The following is an 11,755-nucleotide window of genomic DNA, read 5'->3' on the forward strand; positions in this document are numbered from 1 at the left end:
TGCCGACGCCGCCGCCCGGGTGTGCGTCTCGATGACGACCGGACCGTGCACCGGGTCCGGCCGCAGCTGGGTGTGGCCGGGGCCGTACCGGATGCCCGGCCGGTCCAGTGGGAGGAGTCGTCCGCCGAAGCCATGGGCCGGCCACCGCCACAAGGAGTCGTATCAGGCCGACGAGTATACGTTCGGCGAAGTCGGCGTTGTAGCCTTTCGCACCATGGTGCGCCGGCCCGCCGGACGCGGTGAGTGGCCTGAGGTCAGCCTCTGAACCAGAGGCTCCAGACGTACTGATCACGGGGAAGCGCCACCGCCGTTGCGCAGACGACGGCTGCGGCGAGGACGACGAGGGCCGCGGCCAGGGCCCACCGGTGGATCCTGGCGGGCGGCCGGGGGCGGTCCGCCGTGCGCGGCGTGGGTGTCCGTCTGCGTGCGAGCGCTCCCGCGCCGGCTCCCGACAGGGCCGCGGGAAGTGCGGCCAGCAGCCCGCGGAGGGTGATCGTCCGCAGGTCCTCCGCGAGGATCTCGGGGACGAAGGGGACGGAGCACCGGCGGGCCGGTCCGCCGAAGAGACCCGTGCAGCCGACCACCCCGAAGGCCAGGGCGCGGCCGAGAGCCGCCGCCAGCGCGGTCAGCGAGATGCCCGCCAGGACGAGTGCGGGCCGGTGTCCGCGGACCGTCGCACAGATCACCAGGGCCACGGCGCCCTGGGCGACGCACGCGAGGGCGACGTAGGTGTGCCAGTACACGGTCGGGAATCCCGTGTCCCGCGGCGCGCCGGAGTAGTGCAGGACAGCGGGCGGGAGTGCGGCACGGGCGAGGAACGGCAAGGCCGTGCCCGCGGCGATCACGAAGGTGCCTCCGGCCAGGCCGGCCAGGAGAGCCCGCCCGAGCTGTGGCCGGACGTCCGGACCCGTGGCGTGTCTCCTGCCCGGGAACAGGAGCAGGGCGAGCGGCACGAGCCAGAGCAGCATCAGGCCCACGAGGGCGGAGGGGAGCCGCCCCTGCACAGTGAGCGGCTCCCATGTGAAGCCCGTCCAGCGGCTGAGCACCGTGTACCAGCCGATCGAGGAGCCGAGGTCCGGAGCGTCCCCCAGGACGGGCTGGAAGCCGTTGCCCGGGCCGGCGCGCCGGACGGAGTACCAGACGGCGAACCACGGGGCGAAGGAGACGACGGACGTGGCCACCACCGCGTACAGGGCCCTCCGCCCGCGGGCCCGGTGAACCATGCCCCGCGCCGCGGAAACGACCCAGACCGTGAGGCACACGGCGCCGGCGAGCAGAACGGGCCCCGCCCTCGGCAGCCAGGCGAAGCCCTGGAACTCGAGTGAGGTGGCGGGCAGCTCGGTGCGGTCCGTGAGCAGAGGAAGGCTGGCTCCGGCGAGGTACCCCCCGACGAGTGCGGCGGGCGGGGCGAGCCACGTGGCCCTGGTCGGCCGAGGTGCCGGGTCGGACGTCGCGACGGTGCGCCACACCGCTGCGGCGAGTACGCCGGTGAGCCCGGCGCCGATGGTGCAGCCGACCGCCAGGTCGCCCGAAAGGGTGTTCAGTTTGCCCCAGAGCAGGCGGTAGAGGGTGCCCACCAGGTCGTCGGCGCTGGCCGTGAAGACGCCTGCCACGACTCCGGCACCCAGCAGCTCCCCCATCGTCGGGCGGGTGAGCAGGGCCGGTTCACCGAGGACGCGGTGCCGCGTCTCGGTCGTCGGCCAGTAGCCCAGCCGGAGCGTGAGCCGGGCCAGGGCGGCGCGCGCGGGGCGTCGGCCCGTGGCGGGAGGCTCCCGGAGCGCGCGGGAGAACGCCGCTGCCGCTGCCGCTTCGTGCCCGCTGTGTGCCGCAGCCGTGGCGTCGGCGTGCAGCTCGCGGGCCCGCAGGACCGAGTTCCGCACGAGGTGGACGACCAGGGTGAGGACGGCCATCAGTCCCAGGGCACGCGGCACGTCCGCGAGATACGGCAGGGCGGCTGCGGGGATCACCGACGGTCCGCCCGACAAGGCACTGTGCAGGGTCAGCGCTCCGAAGGGCAGCACCGCGACGGCCTGGAAGGCCCACCCCATCCCGAAGGTCAGATACGTCTTGTCCACGTCGCGATTGCGCAGGTGCGCCAACTCGTGCACGATCACGGCGCGGAACACGTCCCGATCGTCACGGAAACGCTTCACCAGACCGGCATCGATGATGACGCGGCGCCGCCGAGGCAGGCCGAAGGCGAGCCCGTTCGACGTTCCTGCCAGAGGGTCCAGCAGCCAGCGGGGCGCGGGTTGCACGCCGACCGTGCGGCACAGGTGGTCGAGGTACTCCGCGATCTCCCGCTCGTCGGGGTCCTCCCGCGACGGGAACCGTGACAGCCGGCGCGGGCGCAGGCTCGGCAGGGCCGGAAATCTCTCGCATCTGCTCCGCGTCACCCACCAGGGGTGCGCGAGGTAGCAAGCGATCGACACGCCGCCCAGCAGCAGGAACCCGATGGCGATCCACCTCGCCTGGTCCACGAAGGCGGGTTGCTGACAGGATGCCAGCAGGCGCCGCGACTCCTCGAAGCCTTGGCTGCTCTGATCCGGGAGTCCGATCCGCGGGTCCCGGAAGCACCGGCTGAACGTGTCGAAGAAGTAGTCCGCGTTCCGCGGGACGAGGAAGTAGGCCTGAAGGAAGACATACAACCCGCCGGCGGCCACGGCAGCGATCAGGAGGACGAACCGGCTGGTGGTGCCGCCGGGAAGGGCGGGGCGCGTGCGCCGTCCGTCACGCCACCCGCTCAGTACTGCCCTTGTCGTGGCCATCGCTGTGCACCGGGACCGCAGGGCTAGCCGGTCGGCCGCGGACTCCGGCACCGGCCTATGACCGCGTCGGCTATCAGACGGGAGGTGTCCGGAGCCGCCCCGCAGTCGTGGAGGGTGGTTTCCAGCACGTGCCGGAGCCGCTCGATGTCCTCCTGCCGCAGTTCGACGGCGACGGCCGCGGCGGACGTGCCCTCGGTGGCGGCGTCCGGAGCGGGTTCGCCCGGGGAGCGCCGTCCGGTCCGGAAGATCCCGCGCAGGGCTGCGCGGGTGCCCTCCCCCGTGGTGTGCTTGAAGAAGAGGTCGGCCAGGCATTCGACGGCCTTGGCCGTGGCGGCCAGGACGATGGGCGTCAGGATGAGGTCGACGGCTCCGGAGCCGAACCCGAGAGGTGACTTCCGTGTCCCCCTGCTCGATGTCGCTCGTCGCGGATCGGCGAAGTAGGCGTCGCTGACGGCCGAGAACATCGGCACTTCGTCCGGGGCGATCTCCTCGATCACGTCCCGGGCGATCTCCGTGATCAGTACGTGGTGGGGTGCGTCTTCGGGCGCCCGCTTGCGTGCCACAGTCTCTCCCCCGTCCGTGACTCACCCTGACATCACGTCATTGTCAGGCCGGGCACTGCCGACCGGAACGGCTCGCCTGCGGGCGCACGGCGGCGCCGAGGGGCGCATTGCGCCGTCGGGGAGGAGAAGGAGCGCCGGCCGGGCTCGCCGACGGGGGTAGGCGCGAGCCCGGCCGGACCGGTGCAGGAAGCGGTGTCAGGAAGCGCGGCCGGTCAGTTCGTACCCCGCTTCGTCGACCGCCTTGGCGATCAGCGCGTCGTCGGGGTTCTCCGTGGCGATCACCGTGACACGGCCGGCGTCCACGTCCACGTCGACCGAGAGCACGCCGTCGACCGCGCTGACGGCTTCGGTGACCGCGGCCTCGCAGTGGCTGCAGGTCATGCCCGACACCGTGTAGACGGTCCTGATGCCGTCGGTCGCGGTCCCGGTGGTGGTGCCGGAGTGGCAGCTGCCGTCAGTGGTGCAGCAGGACGACATGGGATTCCTCCTGGATCGAGAGGGGACTGAGCGCGGATTCCCCGCCCCGGGTCCATACCCTTAGGGCGTGGGGGTATGCCACGCACTGACGAGCCATAGGTATACCCCCCACCCCTATCGAGCAGCAAGTCGCTGAACGGAGAGGGGAAAGGGTTCGGACACGTACCCCCTACTCGTATGCGAGGAAAAAGAGCCCACCTCTTGACTCCGTACCCCCCTGGGGTATGTTGAACGTCATCGATCCGCCCGCGGGCGGCCAAGAGACGAGGAGTCACCATGAACACGGGGCTGCGGATCACCGCCTACGCCGCCGCGCTCGCCGCCACCTTCGGCATCGCCTACGGCGTCGGCGGGGGTGTCGGCGAGATCTCCCTGGAGACCAAGAACGCGGCACACGATGAGCACGCGGACGCCTCGCGGGGCGCGGACCGGGAGGCGGGTCAGGCCTCGGCGGAGCCGCCCGGAGGGCTTCAGCTGTCCGAAGGGGGCTACACCCTGGACCTGAAGACCCCGGCCGTCGCGGCGGGCAGGCGCACCGAGCTGCGGTTCGCGGTCACCCAGGACGCGACCGGGCGCCCGCTGACCGCCTACCAGGAGGAGCACACCAAGGAACTGCACCTGATCATCGCCTCGCGCGACCTGACGCTCTTCCGCCATCTGCACCCGGCCCGCGCCGCCGACGGCACCTGGTCCACCCCCGTGAGCCTGCCCAAGGCCGGCGCCTACCGGGTCTTCGCCGACTTCACCCCCCGCGGCGGCCGGGGCCTGACCCTCGGCGCCGACCTCACCGCATCGGGCGCCTACGCACCGGCCCCCCTCCCGGCCCCCACGCCCACGGCCGAGGTCGACGGCTACGAGGTGAGCCTCAAGGGCCGGCTCGCCCCCGGCCGGAGCAGCGAACTGACGCTGAGCGTGCGCAAGAACGGCAAGCCGGTGCGCGACCTCCAGCCCTACCTCGGCGCCTACGGCCACCTGGTGGCCCTGCGCTCCGGAGACCTCGGCTACCTCCACGTGCACCCGGGCCGCGAGCCCGGCGACGGCACGACCGCGCCGGGGCCGGACATCTCCTTCACCGCCACGGCGCCCAGCGTCGGCACCTACCGGCTGTTCCTGGACTTCCAGCACGCCGGCGAGGTCCGCACCGCCGCCTTCACCGTCCGGGTCGGCACACCGGCCCAGCGGCCGGACGCCCCCGCGACGGCCTCCCCGCAACCCACGGAGCAGTCCGGGCACAGCCGTCCCGGGCACAGCCACTGAGCAGTGCCGCCCACCGGTCCTGCCGGGCGGTCCGCACTCCCCCGCTGCCGGTGCCGGGACTGTGTGACAGCTGTGGCACAGCTGGGCCACGTGCTCGTCAACGGCTGCCCCGTACAAGCAAGTTGCCGCCTAGCATGATGCCGACGCGTGGTGGTCGGTCGATCCCGGGGGGAGTCCGTGGTGCTGGGAGGGGGAGCGGCGCGCCTCGGCTGCGCCGTGGCGGTGTGCGGCTTGTTACTGACCGGCTGTACCTCCGGCGGCGACGGGCCCGGACGACCGGCGGCCGGGACGACGGCCGGGGAAACGGCGGGCACGAGTCCGTCGCCGACCGCCGTGGCCGACATCGACCCGGCCAGGCTTCCGGCGACCGCCGCCCAGGCCGCCGCCCTGGTCCGTGCCGTCATCGCGCAGCCCTCCGCGTTCGGCCCGGACACCGTCCGCCGCAACCCGTACGAGAACGACCCGCGGCGCTGGGCGGTGCTCGGGGACGACTGCGTCTGGGAGCAGCGGGCGCTGCCGGAGGACGTCCTCGCCAGCCTCACCCGCCACTACGAGGTTCCGGCGAGCGGCGGCAAGGGGCCGCTCGCGCTGAGCGCCGTCGTCACGGTGCACCGGACCGCCGAGCAGGCCGACTGGGAGAACGCCGAGGTGCTGGAGGAGATGCTGCGCTGCCCCTCCCAGCTGCTGCGCTCCGGTGAGGTGCTCACCGACCTGACCGACGTGCCGAACGCCCTCGGCGACTCGGGGAACGGCTTCGCCGACGACGCCCTGACCGAGACCGGCACCTACACCGGCGACCGGGTCGGCGGCCCCCACCCGTACGTCTGGGAGCAGACCCGCGTCGGTCCGTTCACCATCGCGGTCTCCGCCAAGGGCGCCAAGGGGTGGTCCAGGACCGAGCTGTTCGACCGGCTGCGGGACCCGCACGTCATGATGCGCTCCCGGCTCCGGGGCGCGATCGAGCGGGAGGCCCCGGCCGGTACCGGCTCGCCCCCGGCGTCCGGGTCCCCCACCGCGGAGGGCGCCCGCCGATGACCGAGAAGCTCCTCCCCTCGGACCCGGCCCGGATCGGCGGCCACCGGCTGCTCGCCCGGCTCGGCGCCGGCGGCATGGGGGTGGTCTACCTCGGCCGTTCCGGGTCCGGGGAGCTGGCCGCCGTCAAGGTGATCCTGCCGGAGTACGCCGACCAGCCCGAGTTCCGCGCACGGTTCCGCCGCGAGGTCGCCGCCGCACGGCGCGTGGACAGCCCGTGGGCCGTGCCGGTGACCGGCGCCGACCCGGACGCGCCCGCGCCCTGGCTGGCCACCGCGTTCGTGCCGGGGCCCTCGCTCGCCGAGGCGGTCGCCGCCCGCGGCCCCCTGCCGCCGCGCGCGGTACGGGTGCTCGGCCGGATGCTGGCCCGGGCGCTGACCGCCGTGCACGACGCGGGGCTGGTGCACCGCGACGTCAAGCCCGGCAACGTCCTCCTCGCGGTGGACGGCCCGCGCCTGATCGACTTCGGCATCGCCCGCGCCGCCGAGGAGACCGCCCTCACCTCGGCCGACATGGTCGTCGGGACCCCCGGCTTCCTGGCGCCGGAGCAGGCGAGGGCCCGCCCCGCCACCGCGTCCAGTGATGTCTTCGCACTGGGCTGCCTCCTCTCCTACGCCGCCACCGGACGCCCGCCCTTCGGCACCGGAGCCGTGGACGCCCTCCTCTACCGCACCGTGCACGACGAGCCCGACCTCGGCGGCCTCCCCGACGGCCTGCGCGAGGTGCTGGAGCGCTGTCTTGCCAAGGATCCGGCCGCCCGCCCCACCGCCCGCGCGCTGGACGAGGCGCTCGGCGAGGACACTCCGGCCGGCACCGCCGACTGGCTGCCGGACGACGTCGTACGACTCATCGCGGGCCGCTCCGCCGCGATGCTCGCCCTGCCGGACATCGAGGCGACGGCCCTCGACGCGACAACGGACGAGCGGCCGGCGGAAGTTCCCGAGGACCCGGGGCCGTCGCGGCGGCCCGGCGGTCGCCGCCGCTTCCTGCTCCTCGGTGGTGCCGCCCTGCTCGCCGTGGGCGCCGGCGGAGCCGCCTTCTGGGCCGGCCGCCGCGACGACACGCCCGCCCCCGCCGCCCGCCGCTGGGTGCTCGGTGTCCAGGCCGATCTGACGGGCCCGCAGAAAAAGGTGGGAACGGCCCAGGAACGCGGCGTTCGCCTGGCCGTCGAGCAGTTCAACGCGCGCCGGGACAAGCCGTTCACCCTCTCGCTGGAGGTGGCCGACGACCGGGGCGACGCGGCCCGTGCCGTCCGGGCCGCCCGGACCCTCGCCGCCACCCGCGACCTGCTGGCCGTCATCGGCTCGACCGGTGACCGGACCACCGGCGCGAGCCTCGACACGTACGACGCCCAGCTGGTCCCCCAGCTCACGGCCTCCTCCGCACAGGAGGTGTACGGCGTCTCGCAGCCCCGCCGCTTCCTCCAGGCCGTCCCCGGCTACCTGGTGTCGCCCGCGCTGATCGCCCTCCAGCTCAGCAAGGCGGGTGCCAGACGCGCGGGGCTGCTGATCGACCGCGACGGCGGCATCGCGGCCTGGCAGCTCGGCCACACCACGTTCCAGTCGCTCGGCGCCGTGCGGATTCCGACCGAGCCACGGGTCGTCCCCCGGCTGGCCGGGCACCTCGCCCCGGTGGTCGCCGAGATGCTCGCCCACCAGCCGGACGGCTTCGTCTACACGGGCACACCGGCCCGTGCGGCGGCCGTCGCCCGGGCCCTCGCCCAGCGGCGCTTCACCGGTGTCCGCGTCCTCGGCTACCCGGCCGCCGACCAGGAGTTCCTGGCCGCCGCGGGCCCCGCCGCGGAGGGCTGGCAGGTCTTCGCCCCGTACATCGACCCGTCGGCCGCGCCCGTGCGGAGCTTCGCCGCCGCCTATCGCGAACGCTACGGCTCGGCGCCGCCGTACTGGGCGGCGGAGGCGTACGACGTGGCCCGCATGGTCATCACCCGCCTCACCGAGGCGGGCGGCCGGCCCTCCCGGAGCCGGCTGTACGACCTGCTGGCGAAGGGCACCTACCAGGGGCTCGTGCGGACGTACGCGTTCGACGAGAACCGGATGCTCAAGGGCTATGACGTCTTCCGCTACGAGGTGAAGGGCGGCCGGTACGCCTACGCGGGCGAGGCGAGCCTGTGATGCGCCCGCTCACGGCGGACGACCCGGAGGACATCGGCGGCCACCGGCTGCTCGCCCGGCTCGGCGCCGGCGGCATGGGCGTGGTGTACCTGGCCCGCAGCGCGGGCGGGACGCTGGTCGCGCTCAAGGTGATCCGCGCCGAGCACGCGGCGGACCCGGCCTTCCGCGCGCGTTTCCGGCGCGAGGTCACGGCCGTGCGCGCCCTGACCGGCCGGTGGCTGGTGCCGGTCACGGCCGCCGACCCGGACACCCGCAACCCGTGGCTGGCCACGGAGTTCGTCCCCGGCCCCGCCCTGGCGGAGGCGGTCGACGGCCACGGAGCGCTCCCCGTCGCGGCCGTACGGACCCTGGGCGTCCGGCTGGCCGAGGCGCTGACCGCGGTGCACGCGGCGGGGCTGGTGCACCGGGACGTGAAGCCGGGGAACGTCCTGCTCGGCCTGGACGGTCCGCGTCTGATCGACTTCGGCATCGCCCACGCCGCCGGCGCCACCGTGCTCACCGCGCCCGACGCCGTCGTGGGCACCCCCGGCTTCCTCGCACCGGAGCAGGCGCGGGCCCGCGCCGAGGAGGTCGGCCCGCCGAGCGACGTCTTCGCGCTGGGCTGCGTCCTGGCGTACGCGGCCTCGGCACGGCGGCCGTTCGGCACCGGGCACGCGGCCGGGGTCCTGTTCCGTACGGTGCACGAGGAACCCGACCTGACGGACGTGCCTGACGCCCTGCGGCCGCTGATCGCCTCCTGCCTGGCCAAGGACCCGGCACGGCGTCCCACGGCCACGCGGCTCGGCGCCGCCCTGCGGGACCCCCGTGCCTCGTTGGCACGCGGCGTCGCGGACACCTCGGACGAGAGCTGGCTGCCGCCCGCCGTCGTCCGCCTGGTCGCACAGCGTTCCGCACGCGCGCTGGACGTGCCCACCCCACGACGTTCCGCCGGGCGGCCGTCGGGCGACGGCGACGGCCGGGTGCCCCCGGACCCTGCCGTCGCCCGGCCACCGACCCGGCGGCGGTTCCTGCTGACGGGGGGCGCCGCGGCCGCCGTGGCCGCGGTCGGCGGCGGGGCCGCCGCGTACCTGACGGCCGGCCGCGGAGCCGGCCTTCCCGTGCACACGCTCGGCTTCCAGGCCGATCTCAGCGGCGACGGCACGGCGGACGGCACGGCCCAGGAACGCGGGGCACGTCTCGCCGTGGCCCACCACAACGCGCGCGCGGGCATCACGTTCCGCCTGGCGCTCGACACCTACGACGACCGGGGTGACGCCGCCCGGGCCCGGCAGGCCGCCCAGCGCTTCACCGAGGCCGGGGTGAGCGCGGTCCTCGGCCCCGGCACGGCCGCCGCCGCGCTCGCGGCGGCCCCGCACTACCGGGCCGCCAACACCGCCATGGTGCTGATCTCCCTGGACGACGCGCGACTCGACGCCGGGAAACTGCGGATCCTGCGCCTGACCCGGGGCCCGGAGCAGCGGCTGGCCCTGCCGCTGACCACGTATCTCACCTCCGTACGGCCGGTCGACCGCACCGCCGTCATCGACGACCGGGGCGCGGCGGGCCGCGTGGGCACCGACCTCACCGGCGCGCTGCAAGGGCTGCCGCCGCACGAGGGCACGACCAGCGTGCACCCGGTGGCCGCCGACGGCGACGACTTCGGGCCCGCCGTCCGCGCCGCCCTCGCCGCCGGAGCACAGGCCGTCGTCTTCAGCGGTACGTCACCGGAGCGTGCCGCGCGCTGCGCCCGCGCCCTCGCCGGAGCGGGCTTCACCGGGCCGCGTCTGGGCACCTGGCACATCATGCGGCCGGCCTTCCTCCGGCAGGCCGGACCGGCCGCCCGGGACTGGCTGTTCGGCACCCCGTTCACGGACCCCGGCAGCGTGTCCCGCGCGTTCGTGTCCGCCCACCGGGCGGCCTACGGCACCGCGCCCGGCCGCTGGGCGCCGGAGGCGTACGACGCGGTGGGGCTGGTCGCGCGGGCCCTGGAGGCACTGGGCGGCTCGGCCGGCATCGCCCCCGGGGCCGTGGCACAACGCCTCCTGGACATCACCCACCGGGGCCTGGCCAAGACCCTGCGCTTCGAGCACGACAACACCCTTTCCCTGCAAGGGAACGCCGTGTACTTCCTGTACCAGGCCCAGGGCGACACCTTCCGGTTCCTCGGCCGGGACGACCGGATCACCTGAACCGGGACCGCGCGGGCGCGATACGGGGGAGGCGCCCGCGCGGTCGTTCGTGGGCCGGGTCAGCTGGTCGCGCGGACCGCTTCCCGGATCAGGTCGGCGACCGCCTTCGGCTGGGAGACGGCCACCGCGTGCGAGGCGCCCTCGATCTCCACGATCGTCGCCCCGGCGCGCTGGGCGCCGAAGCGCTCCACCTCCGGGTTGATCGCGCTGTCCGCGCCGGCCACCAGGGCCCAGGACGGCTTGGTCCGCCACGCGGCGGCGGAGGCCTTCTCCTCGAAGGCCGCGGCGGCGAGCGGGCGCTGCGCCGCCGCGAGGACCTTCGTGACCTCCGCGGGCACGTCGGCGGCGAACACCGACGGGAAGGCCTCCTCGGCGATGGTGACCTCGACGGCGGGATCGCCGCCCGCGACCGGGTACGTCCACTGCTTGAGGTTGCTCACCAGCGGCGAGAGCGGGAAACGGCCCTGGAGTTCGCCGAGGCTCTCGCCCTCTTCGAGGGCGTACGCGGCGACGTACACCAGGCCGACGACGTTCTCCGTCGCGCCGGCCACGGTGATGAGCGCGCCGCCGTACGAGTGCCCGACCAGGACGACCGGGCCGTCGATCTGCGCGGCGACGGAGGCGACGTACGCGGCGTCGGCCGCCAGGCCGCGGAGCGGGTTCGGCGGAGCGATGACCGGGATGCCGTCGCTCTGCAGCTCCTCGATGACCCCGGACCAGCTGGCGGCGTCGGCGAAGGCGCCGTGGACGAGGACGACGGTGGGAGTGGAGGTGCTCATGTCTGTGTCTTCCTCGGAGTCAGGCGGTGTGCAGGGCGGTGTGCAGGGTGCGGGCGGCCATGGTGATGGCGGCCTCGGCGGCGTGGGTGCCGCGCAGGGCGTTGAGCATGACGAAGTCGTGGATGATGCCCTGGAAGCGGACCGCGGTGACCGGCACGCCGGCCTCGCGGAGCTTGTTGGCGTAGGCCTCGCCCTCGTCGCGCAGCACGTCGGCCTCGGCGGTGATGACCAGCGCCGGGGGCAGGCCGCGCAGCTGCTCGGTGGTGGCGCGCAGCGGGGAGGCGGTGATCTGGGCGCGCTCGCCGGGGTCGGTGGTGTACTGGTCCCAGAACCACTGCATGCCGTCGCGGCGCAGGAAGTAGCCGGTGGCGAACTGGTGGTAGGACGGGGTGTCGAAGGCGGCGTCCGTGACCGGGTAGAACAGCACCTGCTGGGCCAGCGGGATGCCGCCGCGTTCCTTGGCCATCAGGGTGAGCGCGGCCGTCATGTTGCCGCCGACGGAGTCGCCGGCCACGGCCAGCCGGGAGCCGTCCAGGCCCTTGGTGCCGCCCTGCTCCACGACCCACTTCGCGACGGTGT

Annotated in this window: 9 protein-coding genes; 4 read left to right on the forward strand and 5 right to left on the reverse strand. The window is 74.6% G+C overall.

Annotated elements, in window-relative coordinates; all coding sequences use genetic code 11:
* Positions 1–254: 254 nt before the first annotated feature.
* The 3 genes from CCN44_RS36270 to CCN44_RS36275 form a co-directional block, all read right to left on the reverse strand.
* A complete protein-coding gene (locus CCN44_RS36270; protein ID WP_158103199.1) occupies positions 255–2,768 on the reverse strand; it encodes a M48 family metalloprotease in 2,514 nt (837 codons plus the stop codon).
* 23 nt (positions 2,769–2,791) lie between these two features.
* The gene (locus tag CCN44_RS44725) at positions 2,792–3,331 is read right to left on the reverse strand and encodes a hypothetical protein (protein WP_059255920.1); all 540 of its coding nucleotides are present in this window, start codon (positions 3,329–3,331) and stop codon (positions 2,792–2,794) included.
* Between the two features lie 195 nt (positions 3,332–3,526).
* Positions 3,527–3,808 carry a heavy-metal-associated domain-containing protein gene (locus CCN44_RS36275; RefSeq protein ID WP_086702888.1) on the reverse strand — a complete coding sequence of 94 codons (282 nt, stop codon included), beginning with the start codon at positions 3,806–3,808 and terminating at the stop codon, positions 3,527–3,529.
* A gap of 276 nt (positions 3,809–4,084) precedes the next feature.
* Between CCN44_RS36275 and CCN44_RS36280 the strand changes: the two genes are divergently transcribed.
* The 4 genes from CCN44_RS36280 (at position 4,085) to CCN44_RS36295 (ending at position 10,397) form a co-directional block, all read left to right on the forward strand.
* On the forward strand, positions 4,085–5,065 hold the full coding sequence (locus CCN44_RS36280) for a hypothetical protein (protein ID WP_059255924.1): 981 nt from the start codon (positions 4,085–4,087) through the stop codon (positions 5,063–5,065).
* Positions 5,066–5,398: 333 nt separating this feature from the next.
* Positions 5,399–6,100, forward strand: a complete 702-nt coding sequence (locus tag CCN44_RS36285; RefSeq protein WP_059255926.1) for a hypothetical protein — start codon at positions 5,399–5,401, stop codon at positions 6,098–6,100.
* Positions 6,097–8,229, forward strand: coding sequence for a bifunctional serine/threonine-protein kinase/ABC transporter substrate-binding protein (locus tag CCN44_RS36290; RefSeq protein ID WP_086702890.1), 2,133 nt, complete (start codon positions 6,097–6,099; stop codon positions 8,227–8,229). The genes CCN44_RS36285 and CCN44_RS36290 overlap by 4 nt, the downstream gene beginning before the upstream one ends.
* Positions 8,229–10,397 (forward strand): bifunctional serine/threonine-protein kinase/ABC transporter substrate-binding protein, encoded by a 2,169-nt coding sequence (locus CCN44_RS36295; RefSeq protein ID WP_086702892.1) that lies wholly within the window; start codon positions 8,229–8,231, stop codon positions 10,395–10,397. The genes CCN44_RS36290 and CCN44_RS36295 overlap by 1 nt, the downstream gene beginning before the upstream one ends.
* A gap of 59 nt (positions 10,398–10,456) precedes the next feature.
* Here CCN44_RS36295 and CCN44_RS36300 read toward each other — a convergent pair whose 3' ends face one another.
* Positions 10,457–11,176 (reverse strand): alpha/beta fold hydrolase, encoded by a 720-nt coding sequence (locus CCN44_RS36300; RefSeq protein ID WP_086702895.1) that lies wholly within the window; start codon positions 11,174–11,176, stop codon positions 10,457–10,459.
* Between the two features lie 19 nt (positions 11,177–11,195).
* Positions 11,196–11,755 (reverse strand): alpha/beta hydrolase (locus CCN44_RS36305; protein WP_143650239.1); only part of this gene is annotated, 560 nt, incomplete at its 5' end.

Source organism: Streptomyces tricolor (assembly GCF_002155905.1).
In the GTDB taxonomy this organism is placed as follows: domain Bacteria; phylum Actinomycetota; class Actinomycetes; order Streptomycetales; family Streptomycetaceae; genus Streptomyces; species Streptomyces tricolor.

What these genes read in the sequence shown, in the direction of transcription:
- CCN44_RS36270 (WP_158103199.1), bottom strand. Translation starts at nt 2,768, where the DNA reads ATGGCCACGACAAGGGCAGTACTGAGCGGGTGGCGTGACGGACGGCGC.
- CCN44_RS36275 (WP_086702888.1), bottom strand. Translation starts at nt 3,808, where the DNA reads ATGTCGTCCTGCTGCACCACTGACGGCAGCTGCCACTCCGGCACCACC.
- CCN44_RS36280 (WP_059255924.1), top strand. Translation starts at nt 4,085, where the DNA reads ATGAACACGGGGCTGCGGATCACCGCCTACGCCGCCGCGCTCGCCGCC.
- CCN44_RS36290 (WP_086702890.1), top strand. Translation starts at nt 6,097, where the DNA reads ATGACCGAGAAGCTCCTCCCCTCGGACCCGGCCCGGATCGGCGGCCAC.
- CCN44_RS36295 (WP_086702892.1), top strand. Translation starts at nt 8,229, where the DNA reads ATGCGCCCGCTCACGGCGGACGACCCGGAGGACATCGGCGGCCACCGG.
- CCN44_RS36300 (WP_086702895.1), bottom strand. Translation starts at nt 11,176, where the DNA reads ATGAGCACCTCCACTCCCACCGTCGTCCTCGTCCACGGCGCCTTCGCC.